The sequence below is a fragment of the Azospirillum formosense genome (assembly GCF_013340925.1).
GTDB classification, from domain to species: domain Bacteria; phylum Pseudomonadota; class Alphaproteobacteria; order Azospirillales; family Azospirillaceae; genus Azospirillum; species Azospirillum formosense.
The window spans coordinates 1-20,153 of the sequence record NZ_WHOR01000093.1; the positions used below are offsets into that span (position 1 = coordinate 1).

General features: G+C 66.0%; 23 protein-coding genes, 4 tRNA genes and 1 pseudogene. 15 read left to right on the forward strand and 13 right to left on the reverse strand.

Annotated elements, in window-relative coordinates:
• Positions 1 to 115 precede the first annotated feature (115 nt).
• From GBZ26_RS13970 to GBZ26_RS13985, 4 genes are all read left to right on the forward strand, one after another.
• Positions 116 to 193: transfer RNA gene (locus GBZ26_RS13970), tRNA-Pro, on the forward strand.
• Between the two features lie 49 nt (positions 194 to 242).
• The gene (locus tag GBZ26_RS13975; RefSeq protein ID WP_014240426.1) at positions 243 to 539 is read left to right on the forward strand and encodes an ETC complex I subunit; all 297 of its coding nucleotides are present in this window, start codon (positions 243 to 245) and stop codon (positions 537 to 539) included.
• 10 nt (positions 540 to 549) lie between these two features.
• Positions 550 to 626: transfer RNA gene (locus tag GBZ26_RS13980), tRNA-Arg, on the forward strand.
• 448 nt (positions 627 to 1,074) lie between these two features.
• Positions 1,075 to 1,317, forward strand: a complete 243-nt coding sequence (locus tag GBZ26_RS13985; protein ID WP_343207201.1) for a DUF6460 domain-containing protein — start codon at positions 1,075 to 1,077, stop codon at positions 1,315 to 1,317.
• A 332-nt stretch (positions 1,318 to 1,649) separates the two neighbouring features.
• Here GBZ26_RS13985 and hisI read toward each other — a convergent pair whose 3' ends face one another.
• Complete coding sequence (hisI, locus tag GBZ26_RS13990) at positions 1,650 to 2,084, reverse strand: phosphoribosyl-AMP cyclohydrolase (RefSeq protein ID WP_174439360.1); 435 nt, start codon at positions 2,082 to 2,084, stop codon at positions 1,650 to 1,652.
• A 45-nt stretch (positions 2,085 to 2,129) separates the two neighbouring features.
• The gene (gene metC, locus GBZ26_RS13995) at positions 2,130 to 3,308 is read right to left on the reverse strand and encodes a cystathionine beta-lyase (protein ID WP_174439361.1); all 1,179 of its coding nucleotides are present in this window, start codon (positions 3,306 to 3,308) and stop codon (positions 2,130 to 2,132) included.
• A 240-nt stretch (positions 3,309 to 3,548) separates the two neighbouring features.
• Between metC and GBZ26_RS14000 the strand changes: the two genes are divergently transcribed.
• From GBZ26_RS14000 to GBZ26_RS14020, 5 genes are all read left to right on the forward strand, one after another.
• Positions 3,549 to 4,571, forward strand: coding sequence for an amino acid ABC transporter substrate-binding protein (locus GBZ26_RS14000; RefSeq protein WP_174439362.1), 1,023 nt, complete (start codon positions 3,549 to 3,551; stop codon positions 4,569 to 4,571).
• A gap of 199 nt (positions 4,572 to 4,770) precedes the next feature.
• Entirely contained in the window at positions 4,771 to 5,970 is a 1,200-nt protein-coding gene (locus tag GBZ26_RS14005) for an ABC transporter permease subunit (protein ID WP_174439363.1), read from the forward strand.
• A gap of 5 nt (positions 5,971 to 5,975) precedes the next feature.
• Positions 5,976 to 7,109, forward strand: coding sequence for an amino acid ABC transporter permease (locus GBZ26_RS14010; RefSeq protein ID WP_211104754.1), 1,134 nt, complete (start codon positions 5,976 to 5,978; stop codon positions 7,107 to 7,109).
• Positions 7,110 to 7,131: 22 nt separating this feature from the next.
• Positions 7,132 to 7,908 (forward strand): amino acid ABC transporter ATP-binding protein, encoded by a 777-nt coding sequence (locus GBZ26_RS14015; protein WP_211104756.1) that lies wholly within the window; start codon positions 7,132 to 7,134, stop codon positions 7,906 to 7,908.
• Positions 7,909 to 8,050: 142 nt separating this feature from the next.
• Positions 8,051 to 9,136 carry a pyridoxal phosphate-dependent aminotransferase gene (locus tag GBZ26_RS14020; protein ID WP_174439364.1) on the forward strand — a complete coding sequence of 362 codons (1,086 nt, stop codon included), beginning with the start codon at positions 8,051 to 8,053 and terminating at the stop codon, positions 9,134 to 9,136.
• Here the strand turns inward: GBZ26_RS14020 and GBZ26_RS14025 are convergent.
• From GBZ26_RS14025 to GBZ26_RS14060, 8 genes are all read right to left on the reverse strand, one after another.
• Positions 9,072 to 10,025 carry a DMT family transporter gene (locus GBZ26_RS14025; RefSeq protein WP_174439365.1) on the reverse strand — a complete coding sequence of 318 codons (954 nt, stop codon included), beginning with the start codon at positions 10,023 to 10,025 and terminating at the stop codon, positions 9,072 to 9,074. The two genes, GBZ26_RS14020 and GBZ26_RS14025, sit on opposite strands and share 65 nt — an antisense overlap.
• A 52-nt stretch (positions 10,026 to 10,077) precedes the next feature.
• Positions 10,078 to 10,719 carry a GNAT family N-acetyltransferase gene (locus GBZ26_RS14030; RefSeq protein WP_174439366.1) on the reverse strand — a complete coding sequence of 214 codons (642 nt, stop codon included), beginning with the start codon at positions 10,717 to 10,719 and terminating at the stop codon, positions 10,078 to 10,080.
• Entirely contained in the window at positions 10,695 to 11,132 is a 438-nt protein-coding gene (locus tag GBZ26_RS14035) for a GNAT family acetyltransferase (RefSeq protein WP_246653599.1), read from the reverse strand. Before GBZ26_RS14035 ends, GBZ26_RS14030 begins: the two co-directional genes overlap by 25 nt.
• On the reverse strand, positions 11,129 to 12,028 hold the full coding sequence (gene sseA, locus GBZ26_RS14040) for a 3-mercaptopyruvate sulfurtransferase (protein WP_174439367.1): 900 nt from the start codon (positions 12,026 to 12,028) through the stop codon (positions 11,129 to 11,131). The genes GBZ26_RS14035 and sseA overlap by 4 nt, the downstream gene beginning before the upstream one ends.
• Before the next feature lie 16 nt (positions 12,029 to 12,044).
• Entirely contained in the window at positions 12,045 to 12,752 is a 708-nt protein-coding gene (locus GBZ26_RS14045) for an alanyl-tRNA editing protein (RefSeq protein WP_174439368.1), read from the reverse strand.
• A 16-nt stretch (positions 12,753 to 12,768) separates the two neighbouring features.
• Positions 12,769 to 13,773 carry a cysteine synthase A gene (locus tag GBZ26_RS14050; RefSeq protein WP_174439369.1) on the reverse strand — a complete coding sequence of 335 codons (1,005 nt, stop codon included), beginning with the start codon at positions 13,771 to 13,773 and terminating at the stop codon, positions 12,769 to 12,771.
• 111 nt (positions 13,774 to 13,884) lie between these two features.
• Entirely contained in the window at positions 13,885 to 14,493 is a 609-nt protein-coding gene (locus GBZ26_RS14055; RefSeq protein ID WP_174439370.1) for an NUDIX domain-containing protein, read from the reverse strand.
• Between the two features lie 84 nt (positions 14,494 to 14,577).
• Complete coding sequence (locus GBZ26_RS14060; protein WP_174439371.1) at positions 14,578 to 15,588, reverse strand: S1C family serine protease; 1,011 nt, start codon at positions 15,586 to 15,588, stop codon at positions 14,578 to 14,580.
• A 190-nt stretch (positions 15,589 to 15,778) separates the two neighbouring features.
• Here GBZ26_RS14060 and GBZ26_RS14065 point away from each other — a divergent pair, with 190 nt between their 5' ends.
• Both GBZ26_RS14065 and GBZ26_RS14070 read left to right on the forward strand, forming a co-directional pair.
• Complete coding sequence (locus GBZ26_RS14065; RefSeq protein ID WP_174439372.1) at positions 15,779 to 15,955, forward strand: hypothetical protein; 177 nt, start codon at positions 15,779 to 15,781, stop codon at positions 15,953 to 15,955.
• A gap of 126 nt (positions 15,956 to 16,081) precedes the next feature.
• Positions 16,082 to 16,321: a hypothetical protein gene (locus tag GBZ26_RS14070; protein WP_174439373.1), complete on the forward strand. Its 240-nt coding sequence runs from the start codon at positions 16,082 to 16,084 to the stop codon at positions 16,319 to 16,321.
• A gap of 41 nt (positions 16,322 to 16,362) precedes the next feature.
• Here the strand turns inward: GBZ26_RS14070 and GBZ26_RS14075 are convergent, their stop codons facing one another.
• The 3 genes from GBZ26_RS14075 to GBZ26_RS14085 all read right to left on the reverse strand — a co-directional run bounded on the left by GBZ26_RS14075 (position 16,363) and on the right by GBZ26_RS14085 (position 17,172).
• Positions 16,363 to 16,593: a hypothetical protein gene (locus GBZ26_RS14075; RefSeq protein WP_174439374.1), complete on the reverse strand. Its 231-nt coding sequence runs from the start codon at positions 16,591 to 16,593 to the stop codon at positions 16,363 to 16,365.
• 209 nt (positions 16,594 to 16,802) lie between these two features.
• Positions 16,803 to 16,878: transfer RNA gene (locus tag GBZ26_RS14080), tRNA-Asn, on the reverse strand.
• Positions 16,879 to 17,098: 220 nt separating this feature from the next.
• Positions 17,099 to 17,172, reverse strand: a tRNA-Cys gene (locus GBZ26_RS14085).
• A 217-nt stretch (positions 17,173 to 17,389) separates the two neighbouring features.
• On the opposite strand from GBZ26_RS14085, the gene GBZ26_RS14090 reads away from it, so the two are divergent.
• From GBZ26_RS14090 to GBZ26_RS14105, 4 genes and pseudogenes are all read left to right on the forward strand, one after another.
• Entirely contained in the window at positions 17,390 to 18,046 is a 657-nt protein-coding gene (locus GBZ26_RS14090) for a protein-L-isoaspartate O-methyltransferase family protein (RefSeq protein WP_174439375.1), read from the forward strand.
• A 133-nt stretch (positions 18,047 to 18,179) separates the two neighbouring features.
• Positions 18,180 to 18,506 carry a rhodanese-like domain-containing protein gene (locus GBZ26_RS14095; RefSeq protein WP_174439376.1) on the forward strand — a complete coding sequence of 109 codons (327 nt, stop codon included), beginning with the start codon at positions 18,180 to 18,182 and terminating at the stop codon, positions 18,504 to 18,506.
• Between the two features lie 2 nt (positions 18,507 to 18,508).
• A complete protein-coding gene (locus tag GBZ26_RS14100) occupies positions 18,509 to 19,900 on the forward strand; it encodes a TolC family outer membrane protein (protein WP_174439377.1) in 1,392 nt (463 codons plus the stop codon).
• 141 nt (positions 19,901 to 20,041) lie between these two features.
• Positions 20,042 to 20,153, forward strand: a pseudogene (locus GBZ26_RS14105) (DUF2497 domain-containing protein); the annotation flags it as partial.

The following is a 20,153-nucleotide window of genomic DNA, read 5'->3' on the forward strand; positions in this document are numbered from 1 at the left end:
GGGTGGCCGAAAGGCGGTCGAAAGGGGCGGCATCATACGGAAGATCCACCCAGTGGGATAGATGCGGCTGCGTCTTGCCGTCCGCGCCGGGTTCGTGTATTCCACTGCGCGACGTCGGGGCGTAGCGCAGTCTGGTCAGCGCGCCAGTTTTGGGTACTGGAGGCCCCCGGTTCGAATCCGGGCGCCCCGACCAACGAAATTCGAACGATGCACCACGCACGTATCAGAGGAGATGCCGCGTCATGAAGGTCCGGATCTACCAGCCGAGCAAAGCGGCCACTCAGTCCGGGCGTGCCAAGACGCATCGTTGGTTGCTCGAATACGAGATCGAAACCCCGCGCCGTCCGGAGCCGTTGATGGGCTGGATCAGCTCCGGCGACACGCTGAACCAGGTGCGCATCGGTTTCGAGACGTCGGAGGAGGCGGTCGCCTTCGCCCAGCGCAAGGGCTGGGACTACACGGTCCAGGACGCGCCGGTGCGCCGCGTCCGTCCGCGCAACTATGCCGACAACTTCCGTATGGACCGTCCGCGCTTCTGATCCGGACCAGGGCCCCATAGCTCAGTTGGATAGAGCAATCGCCTTCTAAGCGATAGGTCGCAGGTTCGAATCCTGCTGGGGTCGCCACCTTCCATTTTTTAACACCAGATCGTCCCGATCGAAGTGCGCCGCCCGCGAATTCCCGCTGGCGGACGGGCTTCTGATTCCCAAACGGTCAACACAGTTATCCCCATATCCTTTTTGTCGTAGGCAAAGGAATAGCAAAGCCTTTGGTTGCGGTACGACGCCGACAATCAGCCGTGTATCCAATGGTTTCGCTTCGCGATGACCATGCCCAATTTGGGGGCATGACCGCAAGCTGTCGCCACTCCAACAGGCTTGAGGACTCATCCACGGAGTTATCCACAGAAAATGGGGATAACCCGGAAGCGCCTGCGCGAGGTTGGGTGTAAGGCGTTCTCATGCGCCGCCGCCATAACCATCTACCGCAAGGAACGCTCTCCGTGCCGGTGGCGTTTCACGAGGCGCTTGATCAATCCCACGCCGTTTGGCGTCAGTACGAGGTGGTGTCTTGGTGGGTTGGGTCGTCAAAACGCTTCTGCTGTGCTTTGTGGTCGGGTTGGTTCTGTCCTTCCTGGACATCAATCCGGCCAGCATACTGACCAACAGTTGGGCCACCATCCAGGACATCGCCCGGCTCGCCGCGGACATGTTTCATTGGGCGCTGCCCTATATTCTGATCGGAGCGGTGATCGTCGTTCCGCTGTCCGTCATCGGAGCGGTCATGCGTTGGACCCGCACGCGGCACCGCCCGTAACACATTCCCAATCTCCGCCACCCGCAAAAGAAAAAACCGGAGATCCGTTGGATCTCCGGTTAAGTGAATACAGGGAGGGTTAGAGACAAGGACTGTTTAACCGGTCGGGCGACCCGCTTCGTTGATCTGTATCAATCCGCGATAATTTTATCGATACGCTGCAACCAGATCAATTTTGACTTTGGACAAAAAAATAGCCGAGGGTTCCATTGGAACCCCCGGCATAGGCGAATACAGGGAGGGTTAGAGACAAGAGCTTTCTACCTCTTCCCGTGCGGGGCTACGTTGACATAGATCAAACACTTTTCGCATTGCAGCGAAGGTTTAGCGTCTTACTTGTGCGTGTGCCCGTAGAGAATCGAAGGGTCGGTCTCAACATCCTGAATAATTTCCAGTTTCCCATCGCGCAGCGCGCGGTAAAAGCAGCTGCGCCGCCCGGTGTGGCAGGCCACACCGTCCTGCTCCACGATCACCAGCAGGGTGTCGCCGTCGCAATCGACGCGGAAATCCTTCAGCCGCTGCATCTGGCCGGAGGTTTCGCCCTTGCGCCACAACCCCTTGCGGGACCGCGACCAGTAGCAGACGCGCCCCGTGCGCAGCGTTTCCAACACGGCCTCGCGGTTCATCCAGGCCATCATCAGGATCTCGCCGCTTCCTTCCGCCTGGGCGATGGCTGGGACCAGCCCGTCGGCGTTGAAGGTGATGGCGGCGATCACGTCATCGAACGAAGGCTCGATCGAGGCCCCGGGCGCGGTGGCGTCGGTCATGATGTTCAATCCTCGTGTGTGTGCGCTCGTGTCGGGAGCCGCCCGTTACAGGGCGGCCCTCAGGCGGGCGAAGGCGCCGTCCAGCTCGCGGATGAGATCGTCCACGTTTTCCAGACCGGCGTGCAGGCGCAGCATGGTGCCGGGATCGGTCCAGCGGGTCGCCGTACGGATGGCGCCGGGGCGTGCCGGCAGGATCAGACTCTCAAAGCCGCCCCAGCTGTAGCCCAGCCCGAACAGCTCCAGGGAATTCAGCATGGCCGACAGGGCCGGCTTCGGCACCGCGTTCATGACGATGGAGAACAGGCCGGAGGAGCGCCCGATGTCGCGCTTCCACAATTCATGGCCCGGGCAGTCCGGGAAGGCCGGATGCAGGATGCGAGTGACCTCGGGTTGCTTCGACAGCCAGCCGGCGAGCGCGAGCGCGCTTTCCTCGTGCTGTTTCAGGCGAACGGCCAGCGTGCGCAGGCCGCGTAGCCCCAGATAGATGTCGTCCGGCCCGGCGCAGGTGCCCGTCCGCGTGGCGGCCTTCTTCACCGCCAGCCAGTGCGCCTCGCTGGCGCAGGAGATCACGCCCAGCATCGCGTCGGCGTGGCCGACGATGTATTTGGTGGCCGAGTGGATCGACACGTCCACGCCGTGCCGCAACGGCTGGAAGAAGAGGGGGGTGGCCCAGGTGTTGTCGATCATCACCGTGGCGCCCACGGTCTTGGCCGCGGCGGCGATGGCCGGCACGTCCTGCACCTCGAAGGTCAGGGAGCCCGGCGATTCGAGGAACACCACGCTCGTGTTCGGCTTCAGCAACGCGGCGATGCCGGCGCCGATGCCGGGATCGAAATACTCGACCTCGATGCCGTAGGGGACCAGCGTGTCGTTGGCGAATCGGCGGGTCGGACCGTAGGCGCTGTCGGTGATCAGCACATGATCGCCGGTCTTGGTGAAGGCCAGCAGCGCCGTGGCGATGGCGTTCAGTCCCGAGCCGGTGTTGACCGCGCGGTAGGCGCCCTCAAGTTCCGCCATCGCCTGCTCGAAGGCCATCGTGGTCGGAGTCCCGACGCGTCCGTAATTGATGCTGTCGAAGGGGTTGCGGTCGCTCGCCTCCAGTTCCTCCAACGTCGGGAAGAGCACCGTCGAGCAATGGTAGACCGGCGGATTCACGATTCCGTGATTCTCGCGCGGGCTGCGCCCGGCGTGTCCGAGGATCGTATCTTTTCGTGCGTCTTTCATGGGTCTTCCCGCAACAACAGTGATGACGGTCGTATCCCGACATTCCAAGATGGACCCGGCCGCCACAGATTCTTTTCCCTAAGCCTCTGTAAGGGATAACCAAGCCAAATGCACGGTTTAAGGATGATTCGACAAGCCCGATGCTGTTGGTGCACTCTTGTCACACGCGCGTGTCCGCCATGCGGGGCGTGCAATGCATGAACCTAAGCGTAAAAACGCAAGAACAGGGTGGAGCTTAATATGAAATCGGGAATCCTCGCCGCTGCTGCCGCGGCCGTGGTGTTCGGCGCCGTCACCGGCGCCCAGGCCGGTCCGACGCTGGACGCCGTCAAGGGCCGGGGCTTCGTCCAGTGCGGCGTGAACGCCGGCCTTCCGGGCTTCGGCAACCCCGACAGCTCGGGCAACTGGACCGGTCTCGATGTCGATTACTGCCGCGCGGTCGCGGTTGCGCTGTTCAACGACCCGAACAAGGTCAAGTTCACCCCGCTGTCCGCCCAGCAGCGCTTCCCCGCCATCCAGTCGGGCGAAGTCGATCTGCTGTCGCGCAACACCACCGTCACGCTGACCCGCGACACCTCGGTCGGCCTGAACTTTGCCCCGGTCACCTATTATGACGGCCAGGGCTTCATGGTGAACAAGAAGCTCGGCGTGAAGAGCGCCAAGGAGCTGAACGGCGCCACCGTCTGCGTCCAAGCCGGCACCACGACCGAACTGAACCTGGCGGATTACTTCCGCGCCAACAACATGTCCTACAACCCGGTCGTCATCGAGTCGAACGACGAGGTGAACGCCGCCTACTTCGCCGGCCGCTGCGACGTGCTGACGACGGACGCCTCCGGTCTGGCCGGCACCCGCGCCGGCGTGGCTCCGGTTCCGGACGACCACGTCATCCTCCCGGAGATCATCTCCAAAGAACCGTTGGCCCCAGCCGTCCGCCATGGTGACGACCAGTGGTTCGATGTGGTGAAGTGGACCGTCTACGCCACCATCCAGGCCGAAGAGATGGGCATCACGTCCAAGAACGTGGATGAGTTCGTGAACAGCAAGAACCCGGAGATCCAGCGCATCCTCGGCACCTCGCCGGGCATGGGCAAGGCGCTGGGGCTGGACGAGAAGTGGGCCTACAACATCATCAAGACCATGGGCAACTATGGTGAGATCTTCGAGCGCAACGTCGGCATGAAGACCCCGCTGAAGCTGGAGCGCGGTCTGAACGCGCTGTGGACCAACGGCGGTCTGCAGTACGCGATGCCGATCCGCTAAGGACGGAAAGGGGGACCGCGGACCACAGGGAGGCCCGCGGTCCTTCCTTTTTTGACGACGGGCGGCGCGGTTGCAGGGCGACAAGAATCAATGCCCGTACCGCAGGCCCGTTTGGGAGACGATATACGTGGCGCAGGTTGCGGCGGACGTTCGGGAGGCGGCCGGCGCGCTTATGCCATGCTGGTGAGGGGAGAGAACCGTGGCCAGCGAGACCCGGGACACCGCGCGCCCAAGCGCGCCTGGCGGTGTTTCATTTTCCCTCAGCGACCCGACGGTCCGTGCCGTGTTCTACCAGGTTCTGGTGGTCGGCATCGTCATCGCGGTCGGCTGGTTCCTTATCCACAACACGCTCGACAACCTGTCGAAGCGGTCCATCGCGACGGGATTCGGATTCCTGGAGCGCGAGGCCTCCTTCGGCATCGGTGAGAGCCTGATCGACTACCACCCGCGGGACAGCTACGGCCGGGCCTTCCTGGTCGGCGTGCTGAACACGCTGAAGGTGTCGATCATCGGCGTCGTCCTGGCAACCGTGCTGGGGACGCTGATCGGCGTTGCCCGCCTGTCGAGCAACTGGCTGATCGCCAAGCTGGCTTCCACCTATGTGGAGATCGTCCGCAACATCCCGCCGCTGCTCCAGCTCTTCTTCTGGTACGCGCTGGTCTCGGAAAGCATGCCGCCGGTGCGGCAGGCGTTGAACCCGATTCCCGGCGTGTTCCTGTCGCAGCGCGGCCTGTTCGTGCCGGTGCCCTCCGCCGACCCGGTGTGGGGCACGATGGGCGTGGCGCTCGCCATTGCGGTGATCGGCGTGATCTTCCTGCGGCGTTGGGCCAAGGCCCGGCAGGAGCGGACGGGCCAGCCCTTCCCGATCGGAACGGCGAGCCTCGGTCTGCTGATCGGCCTGCCGCTGATCGCCTACATCGCCGGCGGCGCGCCGACGGCGCTGGATGTGCCGAAGCTGCAGGGCTTCAACTTCGTCGGCGGCGTGGTCCTCACCCCGGAATTCTTCGCGATCCTGGTCGGGCTGGTCGTCTACACCGCCGCCTTCATCGCCGAGGTGGTGCGCAGCGGCATCCTGGCGGTCAACTGGGGCCAGACGGAAGCCGCAAGGGCGCTGGGCATCGACAGCGGCAAGACGCTGCGGCTCGTCGTCCTGCCGCAGGCCCTGCGGGTGATCGTGCCGCCGCTGACCAGCCAGTATCTGAACCTGACCAAGAACAGTTCCCTGGCGCTCGCCATCGGCTATCCGGATCTGGTGTCGATCGCCAACACGACGCTGAACCAGACCGGTCAGGCGATCGAGGGCGTGGCGATGATCATGGGCACCTATCTGGTCATCAGCCTGGGCATCTCGATCTTCATGAACTGGTACAACAAGCGCATCGCGCTGGTGGAGCGCTGACGGCCATGACAAACAACGTTCATACCGGCAACGTCCATACCGCCAACGTCCCCACCGGAAGCATTCCCGACGAGCGTCCGCCGGCCAACACCGTCGGCCCCGTGGCGTGGCTGCGCAACAACCTGTTCAACACCTGGTACAACGCGCTCCTGACCATCCTGATCGCCTGGCTGCTGTTCAAGGCGATTCCGCCGCTTCTCGACTGGCTGATCTTCAGCGCCAACAGCTTCGGCACGCCGCCCCAGGTGTGCCGGCAGGAGGGCGGCGCCTGCTGGACCTTCGTCAGCGAGAAGCTGCGTTTCGTCATGTTCGGCACCTTCCCGTACGACGAGCAGTGGCGGCCGCTGATCACCATCGTGATCATCATCGCGCTGGTGCTGGCGAGCTGCGACCGGCGTTTCTGGAAGCCCTGGCTGGCTCTCGTCTGGATCGCCGGCCTGACCGCGGTGGGCGTGCTGATGTGGGGCGGCGTTCTCGGCCTGACCTATGTCGAGAACACGCTGTGGGGCGGCCTGCCGCTGACGCTGATGCTCTCGGTGGTCGGCCTGTCCGTGGCCTTCCCGGCGTCGGTCCTGCTGGCGCTGGGCCGGCGGTCGCAGCTTCCGGCCATCCGCGTCATCTCGGTGACCTACATCGAGCTGATCCGCGGCGTGCCGCTGATCAGCCTGCTGTTCATGGCGTCGGTGATGTTCCCGCTGTTCCTGCCGACCGGCGTGAACTTCGACAAGCTGCTGCGCGCCCAGATCGCCTTCATCATGTTCGCCGCCGCCTATATGGCGGAAGCGATCCGCGGCGGCCTTCAGGCCATCCCGAAGGGCCAGTACGAGGCGGCGGACGCGCTGGGCCTGAACTATTGGCAGGCGATGGGCAAGATCATCCTGCCGCAGGCGCTCGCCATCTCCATCCCGCCGCTGGTGAACACCTTCATCAGCTTCTTCAAGGACACGTCGCTGGTCATCATCATCGGCCTCTACGACCTGCTGGGAACCGCCAAGGCGGCGCTGTCCGATCCGGCCTGGCGCGGCTTCTACCGCGAGGCCTACCTGTTCATCGGCGTGATCTACTGGGTGTTCTGCTACTCGATGTCCAAATACAGCCAAAAGCTCGAGCGCGACCTGCATCGCGGTCATCGCCGCTGAGGGAGAGGGATAAGAGATGACCATGACCCAAACCGCCGGCGCCGCGCGCAGCTTCCCCCAGGGGGAGCCGATCATCCAGTGCCGGGGCGTGCACAAGTGGTACGGCGAGTTCCACGTCCTGAAGAACATCGACCTGTCGGTCGCCAAGGGAGAGCGGATCGTGATCTGCGGCCCGTCGGGCTCCGGCAAGTCGACCATGATCCGCTGCCTGAACCGGCTTGAGGAGCATCAGAAGGGCTCCATCGTCGTCGACGGCATCGAGCTGACCGGCAACCTGAAGAACATCGAGCTGGTCCGCCGCGAAGTCGGCATGGTGTTCCAGCACTTCAACCTGTTCCCGCACCTGACCGTGCTGGAGAACTGCACGCTCGCCCCCATCTGGGTCCGCAAGAAGCCGAAGGGCGAGGCGGAGGAGATGGCGATGCGTTACCTGAAGCGGGTGCGCATCGCCGAGCAGGCGCACAAGTACCCCGGCCAGCTTTCCGGCGGGCAGCAGCAGCGCGTCGCCATCGCCCGTTCGCTGTGCATGAGCCCGAAGGTCATGCTGTTCGACGAGCCGACCTCCGCGCTCGACCCTGAGATGGTCAAGGAGGTGCTGGACGTCATGATCGGTCTGGCCGAGGACGGCATGACCATGCTCTGCGTGACGCACGAGATGGGCTTCGCCAAGTCGGTCGCCGACCGCGTCATCTTCATGGACCGCGGCGAGATCGTCGAGCAGAACACGCCCAACGAGTTCTTCAACAGCCCGCAGTCGGACCGGACGAAGCTGTTCCTCAGCCAGATCCTGAACCACTGACACACACCAACCGCGCCGGAACGGCTTGTTCCGGCGCGGTAAACCGGCACAACCCGCCAGCGTTCCTTGCGGGTTGTGCCGGTTTCGGGTTGAATGCAGTCCGTTCGTGCTGTTTGCCGCCATGCACAACGGAGCCTGCCTGATGGAGCTGCTGAGTCCCCGTCCCGGAATCGGCCAGATCAAGCCCTACCGTCCCGCCCGACCGCCGGAGGACGGCGCTGCATGGGTCGATCTGTCGCTGACGGTCAATCCGCTGGGACCCGGCAAGAGGGCGCTCACCGCCTACCGCCATATGGCGGCGCAAATCCATCGCTATCCCGACTGGTCGCAGGACCGCCTGCGCCACGCCATTGCCCGGCGTTACGATCTGGACGCCGGTCACATCACCTGCGCCAACGGCTCCGACGAGATGATCCACCTCGTGACCCAGGCCTTCGCCGGGCCGGGGGACGAGGTGCTGTGCCATGAGCATGGGTACCGCGGCTTCATGAAGGCGATCCGCGCCGCCGGGGCGACCCCGGTCATCGCCGCGGAACGCGATCTGGTCGTCGATGTCGAGGCGATGATCGACCGGGCGAACGAGAAGACGAAGCTCTGCTTCCTCGCCAACCCGAACAACCCCACCGGCACCTACATCCCGTCGGAGCTGGTCCTGCGGCTGCGCGCCGGCCTGCCGTCGCACACGCTGCTGGTTCTCGACTCGGCTTACGCCGACTATTGCCGCCGCGACAACTACAGCGACGGGACGGCGATCGTCGAGAATTCCGACAACGTGCTGATGGTGCGCACCTTCTCCAAGCTGCACGGGCTGGCCGGGTTGCGCGTCGGTTGGGCTTACGGCCCGGCGGGGGTGATCGAGGCGGTCAACCAGACGCGCGGCCCCTTCAACGTCGGTATCGCCGCCCAAGCCGCGGCGGAGGCCGCGGTCGGCGATACCGAGCATGAGGAGGCGACCTTCGCCCACAACAGCGCTTGGCTGCCCTGGCTGAGCCACGAGCTGGAGCAGCTCGGCGTGCGCGTCTATCCCAGCGTCTGCAACTTCATCCTGGCGCGCATCCCGACCGACCCGTCGCTCGGCGTCCAGGCGGTGCTCGACCATCTGGCGCGCCGCGGCATCCTGGTGAAGCCCACCCAGGATTACGGGCTGGCCGACTGCCTGCGCATCACGGTCGGGCGGGAGGACGAAAACCGGGCTCTGGTCGCGGCTCTGGGAGAGATTCTGAGCTGACTTCCGGCTCCTCGCCGGGAACCGGTTCGGGCATCGGGTCCGGATGCTGGGCGTGCTCGCGGGCGAAGATGAACAGCCCGGAGCCGACCACGATCACGATGCCGACCAGCGAGAGGAGGTCCGGCCACTCGTCGAAGAAGATCGCCCCGATGGCCAGAGCCCACAGGATCTGGCTGTACTGGGCCGCCCCCACCCGGTCGGCCGGGGCGAAGGCGGCGGCCAGGGTGAACAGGGCCTGGGCGGCGAAGGTCGTGGTGGCGAAGCCCACCGTCAAAATCCATTGCTCGCGCGTCGGCCACTCGAATCCGGGGATCATCAGCAGGCCGGACGCGACGGCGGTCGACAGGAACACCGTCCCGATCAGGGTAAAGCGCTTCTCGGAATGCCCGATCATCCGCCCGGTGATGACCACCACGGCGGAGCTGAAGGCGCAGCCCAGCGCCGCGAAATGGCCGGGCAGCAACTCGCGGAATCCCGGACGGGCGACGATCAGCACGCCGATGAAGGCCGCCCCGATGGCCAGCCGGCGGCGCCAGCGCACCGGCTCCTTCAGCACAAAGATCGAGAGCAACGTCACCAAACTGGGCATCAGGAAGATCATCGCGAAGGCTTCCGCGAAGGGAAGGCTGCGGAACGACATGACGCTGAGCGGGGTGGAGGCCGCCACGAAGACCAGCCGCACCGTCATCAGCCAGGGTCGGTTCCAGCGCAGCAGGTCGCCCAGCCGGTCGCCCCGGGACATGAAGACCGGGGAGAGCAGCAACGGCAGGATGTAGGCGAAGAAGGTGACCTCGAACGGGTCCAGCCCATGCCCGATCGCCTTCACCAGCGCATCGCCCCAGGCGAAGAAGGCGAAGGCCAGGAACGCGAACAGAATGCCCTTCATCATGGCATCGAACTCCCGGCGTTCGGAGCGGCGTGGAGCGGACCCGGAAGGGCTGTCACTCGTTGATCGGAATGTGCGGGGCCGAGGTCCGCGGCAGCCAGCCGAGAAGGCGCGGATCACGGATTTCGCGGGTCACGTGCCGGATCGGCACGAAGCCCATCGATTGGTAGAGCGGAAGCGCCTTCGGATGGTCGAAGGTGCAGGTGTTGACGAGAAGCCGCGTCGTCCCGCCCTGCCAGGCCAGCCGGATCGCCGTGTCGAGCAGCCAGGGGCCGAGCTTCAGGCCGATGAAATCCGGGATCAGCCCGAAATAGGCGAGATCGGTGTCGTCCTCCCGCCGGTCGATCTCGGCGTAGCCGGCCGGCGTGCCGTTGACATAAAGAACCCAGATTTCGACCCGCGGGTCGGTGACGACGCGTCCCAACTCCGGCATCGGCATGCGCCGCCGCTCGTGCCACAGCCAGGGCTCGCCCACCGTGTCGTAGAGATAGCGGTAATAGGAGGCGGTCGGCGGGTTGGCCCGCACCAGCGCCACGTCACCCGCCGGGCGGGGCAGGGGCGCGTGGGCCGGCGGCGCCGTCATCTCCAGATAGGTGACGATGACGGACAGACAGCCGGGCGGCACCGGCGCTGCGATCTGGGAATAGGGCAGGGACGTCCGGGGAGGAGGCGTCAGGGAAAATCGGTCTTCAGCCATTTCTGCATCACGGTAACGGGACCGGTGGCATAGCCCAGCCGCTCATAGAACGCCACCACGGCGTGGTTCGTCGCGCGCACCATGAGTTGCGCCTTGGACATGCCTGCCTCCACAAGCCAGCCCTCCGCCGCCCGGACCATTGCCCGACCGTGCCCGTTCCCGCGGCACTCTGGATCGACCGCCAGATAGTAGAACCAGCCGCGGTGTCCGTCATGCCCCACCATGACGGACGCCACGGTCCGGTCGTCCGCCCGGCCGATCAGGATCGTGGCGTTCGGCTTCGACACGGCGAGCGCGATGTCGGCCACCGGGTCGTTCCATGGCACAACGAGATTGCAGGCGGTCCACAGCGCCACCACGTCGTCGCGGTCCGCCGCCTCGTAATGGCGGATGCTCAGGTCGCCCCTCATCATTTCACCGGCTTGTTTTTCAGGGGGCCTGTTTCCAGCGGAAGGTCGCTGCGCAGCCCCCATTCCGCCCAGGACCCGTCATAGACGGCCACGTCCTCCTTCCCGGCCGCGGCCAGCCCGAGCGCCAGAACGCAGGCGGTCACGCCGCTGCCGCAGGAGGCGACGATGGGACGCGCCAGGTCGAGGCCGGCGGCCTTCGCCCGCTCCGCGATGGCTTCGGGCGGCAGCAGGGTCTTGCTGTCCGCGTTGATCAACTCGTTGAAGGGCAGGTTGAGGCTGCCGGGGATGCGCCCGCTGCGGCGGCCCGGCCAGGGTTCGGTGACGGCGCCCTCGTAGCGGTTGGCGGCGCGGGCGTCCACCACCTGGTCCACCCGCGAGTCGATGTTGGCAAGCAGATCGTCGGCCCGACGCAGCAGGCCGGGTCGCAGCGCCGCCGTGAACGCTGCCGGGGTCGGGGCGGCCGGACCGGATTCCAACGGCCGGCCTTCGGCGATCCATTTCGGCAGGCCGCCATCCAGAACGGCGACGCGGCCATGCCCGAACAGGCGGAACATCCACCAGACGCGGGCGGCGGCGGTGGCCATGCCGGCGCTGTCATAGACGACCACCGTGTCGCCGCTGCCGACGCCGAGCGCCCCGACCTTGGCCGCGATGGTCGCCTCGTCCGGCACCATGTGCGGCAGGGGATGGGTGTCCGGTTGCGCCACATCGTCGATGTCGATGCGCACGGCGCCGGGAATGTGCCGATCCAGGAACTCGACGCCCGGGTCGCGGTCGGAGCCGGGCATGAACCAGGAGGCGTCGAGGACGCGCAGGCCCGGCTGGCCCAGCCGCTCCACCAGCCACGCCGTCGAGACGATCGGGCCGGGGAGGGTGTGGATGGTGTGCGATTCGGTCATGGAATGTCCTCCCCGTTCAATCGCGCAGCGCGACGATCACGCGCCGGTTCTGCTTGCCCTTGTTCTCGATCTTCACGACGTCGAGCCCGCCGATCTCGCCCAGCCGCTTCACATGGGTACCGCCGCAGGGCTGGCGGTCAACCCCGGCGATGTCCACCAGCCGGACGCGGCCATAGCCGCGCGGCGGCTTGACCGTCAGGGTGCGGATCAATTCAGGGTTGGCGTCCAGCTCCTCGTCGGTGATCCACAGGGAGCCGACCGGCGTGTCCGCGGCGACCAGCCGGTTCAGAGCCGCCGCGATGGCCTCCTTATCGAGCCCCTCGGTCGGCACGTTGAAATCGACCCGGCTGCGCTCCGCCCCGACCTGGGCGCCGGTGATCGACGCGCCGGGCAGGACCGCGCAGACAAGGTGCAGCGCCGTGTGCATCCGCATGTGGCGGTGCCGGCGGTCCCAGTCGATCTCCGCTTCCACCGGCGTGCCGGGGGCGGGCAGTGCGATGCCGGGCTCGGGCACATGGATCACGTCGTCCGGCCCGTCGCCCTTCACCGTGTCGACGATGCGCAGCGTGGCGCCGGCGATGCGCAGCAGCCCGGTGTCGCCGGGCTGGCCACCGCCGTTGGGGTAGAAGACCGTGCGGTCCAACCGGATGCCTCGCTCGTCCGCGGAGGTTACGGTGGCGGTGCAGGAGGTGGCGTAGGCGTCCTCGCGGAAGATCAGCTCCATGGAACCTCGGGTGCGTTTACGAATCCAGCCAATCGGGCACAGGCAGATTCTTCTCACGCAGGAAGGCCGGATTGAAGAGTTTCGATTGGTACCGCTGCCCTCCGTCGCAGAGAATCGTCACGATGGTGTGGCCCGGCCCCATCTCCTTGGCGATGCGGATGGCCGCTGCCACGTTGATGCCCGACGAGCCGCCCAGAACCAGACCCTGCGACTTGATCAGGTCGAAGATGATCGGCAGGGCTTCCTCGTCGGGGATCTGCAAGGCCTGATCGACCGGGGCGCCCTCCAGGTTGGCGGTGATCCGGCCCTGACCGATGCCTTCGGTGATCGAGCTGCCCTCGGCCTTCAGCGTCCCATGGGCGTAGTGGTGGTAGAGGGAGGCCCCCATCGGGTCGGCCAGAACGATGCGGACGTCCGGGTTGCGCTCCTTCAGCGCCAGCCCGACGCCGGCCAGCGTGCCGCCGCTGCCCACCGCGCAGGTGAAGGCGTCGACACGCCCCTCGGTCTGCGTCCAGATTTCCGGCCCGGTGGTCAGACGGTGGCCCTCGCGGTTCGCCACATTGTCGAACTGGTTGGCCCAGACAGCGCCGTTCGGCTCGGTCTTCGCCAGCTCCTCGGCCAGACGGCCCGAATAGCGGACGTAGTTGTCGGGGTTCGAATAGGGCACCGCCGGCACAAGGCGAAGGTCCGCGCCGACCAGGCGCAGCATGTCTTTCTTCTCCTGGCTTTGCGTCTCCGGCATCACGATGACGGTGCGGTAGCCGAGCGCGTTGCCGACCAGCGCCAGCCCGATGCCGGTGTTGCCCGCCGTGCCCTCCACGATGGTGCCGCCGGGGCGCAGCAGGCCCCGGCGTTCGGCGTCGCGGACGATGGCCAGGGCCGCGCGGTCCTTCACCGAGCCGCCGGGGTTGAGGAACTCCGCCTTGCCCAGGATCTCGCATCCCGTGGCCTTCGACGGCCCTTCCAGCCGAATCAGCGGCGTGTTGCCGATGGAGCCGATGAAGCCGGTGCGGATGTCCACGGACTGTCTCCCGAATCGAATGATGAACCGGGCAACACTATCGGATTGCGCACCAGGGAATTCAAGGTCGGCTTGTGAAATGCAGCATTGAACAAGATTAATTCGTTCTTTCTATTTCCCAATCCACTGGCTGCGCAGCCGATCGCGGTTCCGCGCGAACCATCCGAGCGCAATGATGGCGATGGAGTTGTTCAGCCGGTTCTCGTCGAGCAGGCGGATCGCCTCGTCCGCCGGGACGACCATGATGCGGATGTCCTCGTGCTCGTCCGCGCAGCCGCCGGTCGCGGCGAGGCCACGGCTGTCCACCCGCCCGCAGAAGACGGTGACATGCTCGTCGTAGGCGCCCGGGCTGGGGTAGTAATCGCAGATCGTCTCGATGTCCTGGACGGTGCAGCCGGCCTCCTCCATGGCCTCGCGCCGCGCCACCTGCTCGGGCGTCTCGCCTTCGTCCAAGAGGCCGGCGACGATCTCCGTCAGCCACGCCCGTCCACCGGTGGAGGCGGCGCCGACCCGGAACTGCTCGATCAGAACGACGCTGTCGCGGTCCGGATCGTAGAGCAGGACGCCCACGGCCTGACCGCGCACGCAGACTTCGCGCGGCGGCAGGACACCGGTCCAGGAGCCGTCGAACTTCTTGTGGCGCAGGCGGTAGACGTCGATCTTCAGGTAGCCGTTGTAGGCTCTCTTCTTTTCTTGGATCTCGATGTCCGGGTGATCCACGGGCGGGGACTCCTTGGCTTGGGAGAGCACGGTCCAAGGATGTAGCGCATCCGCCGGTCCGGGGCGAGGTGGCCGAATTGTCTTTCAGAAGCTCGGATTCAGCTTCAGCGTGCTGTAGCGGTCGGCGGAGGGAACGGCGACCGGCTCCAGCTTGGGGCCGCGCAGGAGTTCCAGGGGCACGGTCACGCCGGCCGGCCCGAGACCCCAGACCTTGCGGTAGAAATCCGCCAGCCCCTTCGGCCTCTGTCCGGCAACCCCGACGATCATGTCGCCGGGCTGGATTCCCACGGTCGCGGCGGGGCTCTGCGGAGTGACGCGTTCGACCATCAGGCGGCCCTGCTCCTCGCGCAGCGTGACGCCCAGCCAGGGGCGAGCCGGCTCCTGCCTCCGCCCGAAGGCCAGAAGGTCGGCCAGGATCGGCTTCAGCGCGGAGACCGGAACGAACATGTTGCCGGGGATGCCGCCATGGGCCGGCACCGCGTCGCGAACGATCAGTGAACCGATCCCGACCAGTTCGCCCTTGCGGTCGATCAGGGCGGCGCCGTTGAAGCCCATGATCGGTGGGGTGGTGAAGATCGCCTCGTCCAGCAGATACTCCCAATATCCGGCGAACTCGCGTTTCGCGGCGATCAGCACCGGCTGCACCCCGTTGGACCCCTGGCGGGTAAGCACCATGGCGCGCTCCCCCTCCTTGATCGCGTCGGAGTCGCCGAGGCGCACGGGCGCGGCGCTGAAGCCCATGCCGGCGCGCAGCAGCCCGAATCCGCTGGCCTGATCGTAGGCCACGAACTCCGCGGGATAGCCGCGCCCTTCGCCTGTGGTCACCTGGAGCTGCGACGCCTCCAGAATCGTGTAACCGATGGTCAGGATCAGTCCGGACCCATCGATGACGACTCCGGTCCCCTCGCGTTCCGTACCGAGCGAGCGGGCGCTTTGGCTGTCGGGAAGGATGGTGGCGGAAATGCGGACCAGGGCGCCTGCCAGCTTCGCCGCGTCGAGCTGGTCCGCCCGCGCTGCGGTGACGATAACAAACAATGCAAGGAAGGTCGCCAAGAAGCTCATCGTCCAGGGGATGCGGCGCCAACGACCCGTCATGCTTCCCTCCCTTGCCGGAATCGAATCGGGCAGGACGCCGGATTGCTCGATCCCCGAATTAAACATGAGCGTCAGAGTGCGTCCATCAAGGGGGGCTCCGATTCGATGGGGGCGCTCCTGTGGGGGCCGTGAAACCTCCGCCTGCCGCCCGACGTTACCCGTGGCAGCGACACCACGAAGGACGGGACCAATGCCCATCAACAGCGAACACGAACTCGAACAGGCGGTGGCCGAGTTCCAGCGTCTCGCCGACGAGCCCGCCGGTTCGCCCGGCGAGCGCCGGAAGCTCGAACTGGATGCGGAGATCAAGGCATTCTATGTCCAGCACTCGGATGACATGCGCAAGGGCAAGCCGCGTCACGAGTGACGCTCCGCCCTCCGGCGCGCATTTCTTCATCGACGCGGAGGGGGCGGCTGACCGACACTGCCGCCGCTCCCGGGCCGGGCCGCCGGACCGGGACGCCGCTGTTGAAGGAAGGAGTGCGTCCCCACGATGAAGCGAATCGACAACTGCTACACCTGCCTGTTCTGGGAAGGTCAGGGCATCCGCCAGAGGGGACCGAAGGGCTTGTGCCGGCGCTTTCCGCCGCAGGTGACGCCGCGCGACACCGAAGGACGCTTTCCGATCACCCTGTCCACCGACTGGTGCGGCGAATGGAAACGCGACATCGGCGATCCCGTTGGTGAGGCGGCGGACAACCGCCTGATCTACGACGATCCGCAAACCCGATAGACAGTCAGGATGGTGGTCGAAGCGGTCGCCGGGCCTCCGACTCAGCGTGGCATCGGTGCGACCACCATCGATCGCTGGTTTTCCGGCAGCGCGGAGTTCCCCCGGACCAACACCCGATGCCAGTCGATGCCGAGCAGGGCGACGGCCAGAGCCATGGACAGGGCAATGACCGCGACCGCGCCGAACCATCCCCCGCCACCTTGCGGACCGCCGGACCGCGGCGAGTCGTTCTGGGACGTGAGGCGTCGCGAGAGGAGTGGCAAAATGGTCATCGGTCGCCTCCGCCGCTGAACAGGCGCAATCCCGACTCGAAGGATATTCGGTGAAAGTGTAACCCCGCGCGGGAGGAGGCGGCATCGGGCCTTCGGTCGGAACGTCCGTTCCTTCGGATGATGCCGGAAGCGGTGCCAGAGACTGGATGATGTGAATAGCCGCTATGAGAAAAGGCCGAGCCCACAGGGACTCGGCCTTTTCATCGAAGTGGCTCCCGGTGCTGGACTCGAACCAGCGACACGCGGATTAACAGTCCGCTGCTCTACCGACTGAGCTAACCGGGATCAGTCTGACCGGCCTTTGCGAGGCGCAACGTCCGGCGTGGGCGGCTATATAGCCGACCCTCCGACGCTTGCCAAGTCTTTTGATCGCAAAAAAATGACGGCTGGGGCAGGGCAGGGGGCCGGAGCGACGCGATGCCCAAACGCAGAAAAGCACCGGGCCACAAAGGCGCGATGCTTGCTAAACGCATTGATTCCGTTGATGTCTCAGCCGGATCAAGGATGGAGGCACGGGCGGGAATCGAACCCACGTACACGGATTTGCAGTCCGCTGCATCACCACTCTGCCACCGCGCCATCCTTGTGTCCGGCACCCCCTAGCGGGAGCGCCGCGGCGTGGGAGCGGACGTATACTGCGGTTCCCCTGGGTGGTCAAGCGCCTTCGTGGCGTATTTCGATCATCCGGTGCGGCGTTGTGTTCGTGAGACTTTGAAGATATATACGCGACGAGGCAGCGAGGCCGCGTACCACGGCTTGGCGCCGCGCTCCATCCACCAGATTGTAAGCGACCGCCATGTCCGAATACGCCGCCGCCCGTCTCAACATGGTCGAAGGGCAGATCCGACCGAACAAGGTGACCGACCAGCGTCTGGTCGATGCCATGCTCGACATTCCCCGTGAGCAGTTCGTGCCGAAGGCGGCGCGCGGCTTCGCCTATGTGGACGAGGATCTCGCCATCGGCAACGGCCGCTACCTGATGGAGCCGATGGTCTTCGCCCGCATGCTCCAGGAAGTGGGCATCGACGCAACCGACGTCGTGCTCGACATCGGCAGCGGCTCCGGTTACTCGACCGCCGTTCTGGCCCGCCTTGCGGCGACCGTCGTCGGCATCGAGTCCGACGCCGAACTGGCCCGGCAGGCCACGGAGTCGCTGAGCGCGGTCGGCGTCGACAACGCCGTCGTCATCACCGCTCCGCTGACCGAAGGCTACCCGCAGCAGGCTCCTTACGACGTGATCGTGATCGAGGGGCTGGTGTCGGAGGTGCCTGAGGGCGTCCTGGCCCAGTTGGGCGAGGGCGGACGGCTCGTCGCCGCCGTTCTCGGTGACCGCGGGGTCGGCGAAGTGAAGCTGTACCAGCGCAGCGGCGGAGTCGCTTCGGCCCGCACGCTGTTCGAGGCGCACACGCACCCGCTGCCCGGTTTCGAAGCCAAGCCGAAATTCGTATTCTGATTTCAGAGAATTTGTATTCTGATTTCAGAGAGAGAGTGATCCCAGGGGCTTCGGCCCCTTTCGACCGTCCCCCAGCCTGTCACCTTGCCTTTCACCGGCCGCGGTCCTGCGGCCCGCAGCGGAGAATCAAGGCATGCCGGCGCCGTTTGAGATGGAAGTCGAGGACCTGCACCGCATCCGGACATCGGGTGGCGATCCGCTGGTGCTCGACGTACGGGAACCGGGGGAGGTGGCCATCTGCGCCCTTCCCGACAGCCTCCACATCCCGATGGGGGCGCTGCCCGCCCGCGTCGGGGAGTTGCCGCGGGACCGCGACATCGTGGTCGTCTGCCATCACGGCGGACGCAGCGCGCAGGTGACCATGTGGTTGCGTTCCCAGGGATTTTCCCGCGCCACCAATCTGAATGGCGGGGTGGATGCCTGGGCGCGCCGAATCGACCCGAACATGAAGGTCTATTGAACATGACTGTGCGAAGCCGTTTCGCGCGCCATCTGATGGCGACCGCCCTCACGCTGGGGGTTGCCTTCGTCGGGGGCATCGACACCGCGTCGGCCCAATCCCTCGAAGACGCGCTAGCGCAGGCCTATTCCAACAACCCGGCGCTCGCCGCCCAGCGTGCCCGCCAGCGCGCCGTGGACGAAAGCGTTCCGCAGGCCCTGTCCGGCTACCGTCCGACGGTGCGGGCGACGGCGGGCATCACCCGCAACGCCACCAGCAGCACCTTTCAGGGCGGTGAAACCGGAGCCGAGAACAACGCCAAGAGCGTCGGCGTCACCGCCACCCAGCCGCTCTACGACGCGACCGTAGGTCCGGCCGTCCGCCGTGCCGAGCGCACCGTCGAGGCCCAGCGCGCCACCGTGCTTGCCAACGAGCAGCAGATCCTGCTGAACGCAGCGGCCGCCTATCTCGACGTCGTGCAGAACCAGGCGGTGCTGGAGCTTCAGGCCAACAACGAGCAGGTTCTCCGCCGCCAGCTCGACGCGGCCCGCGACCGCTTCCGTGTCGGCGAATACACCCGCACCGACGTCAGCCAGTCCGAATCGCGCCTGGCCGCCTCCATCGCCGCCCGCATCTCCGCCGAAGGCACGCTCCAGGCGTCGCGCGCGACCTACGAGCGCGTCGTCGGCTCGATGCCGGGCAAGCTGAAGGCGCCCAAGCCGAAGTTCAAGCTGCCGGGGACGCTGGACGAGGTCGTCGAGATGGCCCGCTCCAACAACCCGTCGGTGCTGTCGGCAACCTACACGGAAGCGGCGCAGCGCGAGGCGGTGGACCAGCAGTTCGGCCGCCTGCTCCCGTCGGCCAACCTGTCGGCGCAGGCCAACCGCACCATCGACGCCGGCCGTTCGTCGGGCATCGACATCAAGCGGCAGGACGGCGCTCAGCTCACCGCCCAGATCACCATCCCGCTCTATCAGGCCGGCCTGCCGGAAGCGCTGACCCGCGAGGCGAAGCACACGGCGAATCAGGCCCGCCTGCAGATCGACGACACCCGCCGCCAGGCGGTCGAGGCGGCGATCAGCGCGTGGCAGGGGCTGCAGGCCGCCCGGGCGAGCATCGAATCCTACAACTCCCAGATCCGGGCCGCCGAGATTGCGCTGGAAGGCGTGCGTCAGGAAGCCCAGGTCGGTTCGCGCACCGTGCTCGACGTGCTGAACCAGGAACAGGAACTGCTCAACGCCCGCGTCAACCTTGTCCGCGCCCAGCGGACCGAGATGGTCCAGGCCTTCACGGTCCTCGGTGCCATCGGCCAGTTGACGGCGCGGCAGCTCAACCTGCCGGTCCAGTATTACGACGCCGACACGCACTACAAGCAGGTGCGGAACAAGTGGATCGGAACCGGCGTGCCGGAGTGAGTGCACTTGAACGCCCCTTCCAGGGTGATCGTCCCCGGATGATCGAAACGGCCCGCCTCGGCGGGCCGTTTTTGTCTGGTGGCTTTTTACCCAGTCCTGCCCTAGTGTCCGCGTCAGGATGACGTCTCCGGGTTTGCCACGATGAGCGATAAAGGCCAGCAAGAACCGTCGATGGAGGAGATCCTCGCCTCCATCCGCCGCATCATCTCGGAGGACGGCGAACCCGCGAAGGCGGAAGCGGCGCCCCCTCCGC

What these genes read in the sequence shown, in the direction of transcription:
- GBZ26_RS13975 (WP_014240426.1), top strand. Translation starts at nt 243, where the DNA reads ATGAAGGTCCGGATCTACCAGCCGAGCAAAGCGGCCACTCAGTCCGGG.
- GBZ26_RS14095 (WP_174439376.1), top strand. Translation starts at nt 18,180, where the DNA reads ATGCCGGCGCCGTTTGAGATGGAAGTCGAGGACCTGCACCGCATCCGG.
- GBZ26_RS14020 (WP_174439364.1), top strand. Translation starts at nt 8,051, where the DNA reads ATGGAGCTGCTGAGTCCCCGTCCCGGAATCGGCCAGATCAAGCCCTAC.
- GBZ26_RS14035 (WP_246653599.1), bottom strand. Translation starts at nt 11,132, where the DNA reads ATGATGAGGGGCGACCTGAGCATCCGCCATTACGAGGCGGCGGACCGC.
- GBZ26_RS14065 (WP_174439372.1), top strand. Translation starts at nt 15,779, where the DNA reads ATGCCCATCAACAGCGAACACGAACTCGAACAGGCGGTGGCCGAGTTC.
- metC (WP_174439361.1), bottom strand. Translation starts at nt 3,308, where the DNA reads ATGAAAGACGCACGAAAAGATACGATCCTCGGACACGCCGGGCGCAGC.
- GBZ26_RS14075 (WP_174439374.1), bottom strand. Translation starts at nt 16,593, where the DNA reads ATGACCATTTTGCCACTCCTCTCGCGACGCCTCACGTCCCAGAACGAC.
- GBZ26_RS14045 (WP_174439368.1), bottom strand. Translation starts at nt 12,752, where the DNA reads ATGGAGCTGATCTTCCGCGAGGACGCCTACGCCACCTCCTGCACCGCC.
- GBZ26_RS14015 (WP_211104756.1), top strand. Translation starts at nt 7,132, where the DNA reads ATGACCCAAACCGCCGGCGCCGCGCGCAGCTTCCCCCAGGGGGAGCCG.
- hisI (WP_174439360.1), bottom strand. Translation starts at nt 2,084, where the DNA reads ATGACCGACGCCACCGCGCCCGGGGCCTCGATCGAGCCTTCGTTCGAT.
- GBZ26_RS14000 (WP_174439362.1), top strand. Translation starts at nt 3,549, where the DNA reads ATGAAATCGGGAATCCTCGCCGCTGCTGCCGCGGCCGTGGTGTTCGGC.
- GBZ26_RS14025 (WP_174439365.1), bottom strand. Translation starts at nt 10,025, where the DNA reads ATGATGAAGGGCATTCTGTTCGCGTTCCTGGCCTTCGCCTTCTTCGCC.
- GBZ26_RS14030 (WP_174439366.1), bottom strand. Translation starts at nt 10,719, where the DNA reads ATGGCTGAAGACCGATTTTCCCTGACGCCTCCTCCCCGGACGTCCCTG.
- GBZ26_RS14090 (WP_174439375.1), top strand. Translation starts at nt 17,390, where the DNA reads ATGTCCGAATACGCCGCCGCCCGTCTCAACATGGTCGAAGGGCAGATC.
- GBZ26_RS14100 (WP_174439377.1), top strand. Translation starts at nt 18,509, where the DNA reads ATGACTGTGCGAAGCCGTTTCGCGCGCCATCTGATGGCGACCGCCCTC.
- GBZ26_RS14070 (WP_174439373.1), top strand. Translation starts at nt 16,082, where the DNA reads ATGAAGCGAATCGACAACTGCTACACCTGCCTGTTCTGGGAAGGTCAG.
- sseA (WP_174439367.1), bottom strand. Translation starts at nt 12,028, where the DNA reads ATGACCGAATCGCACACCATCCACACCCTCCCCGGCCCGATCGTCTCG.
- GBZ26_RS14010 (WP_211104754.1), top strand. Translation starts at nt 5,976, where the DNA reads ATGACAAACAACGTTCATACCGGCAACGTCCATACCGCCAACGTCCCC.
- GBZ26_RS14060 (WP_174439371.1), bottom strand. Translation starts at nt 15,588, where the DNA reads ATGACGGGTCGTTGGCGCCGCATCCCCTGGACGATGAGCTTCTTGGCG.